At 54.3% G+C, this 230-nt stretch carries 1 protein-coding gene; it reads left to right on the forward strand.

Annotated elements, in window-relative coordinates; genetic code table 11:
* The coding region (locus ED312_RS21175; RefSeq protein WP_148044346.1) for a DUF11 domain-containing protein at positions 1-230 on the forward strand (230 nt) is incomplete at both ends.

The raw sequence follows: 230 nt of genomic DNA on the forward strand, positions 1-230 counted from the left end.
TCCCGATCCGGATTGCCCGGATTGTGAGACGCCACCGCTGGAACCAACCCCCCAGGCTGATATTGTTACGGTAAAAGTGACAAGTGATGCCGGACAAACAGAATTTATCCCCGGAGAGTCTGTGGAATATACGATCACTGTGACCAATAACGGTCCCAGTGTTGCCGAGCAGGTGAATGTTGTGGACACAGCCCCCGCCGGCACGACGATAAGCAACTGGACAGCTGTTG

Origin of the sequence: Sinomicrobium pectinilyticum, from assembly GCF_003725735.1 — a bacterium.
In the GTDB taxonomy this organism is placed as follows: domain Bacteria; phylum Bacteroidota; class Bacteroidia; order Flavobacteriales; family Flavobacteriaceae; genus Sinomicrobium; species Sinomicrobium pectinilyticum.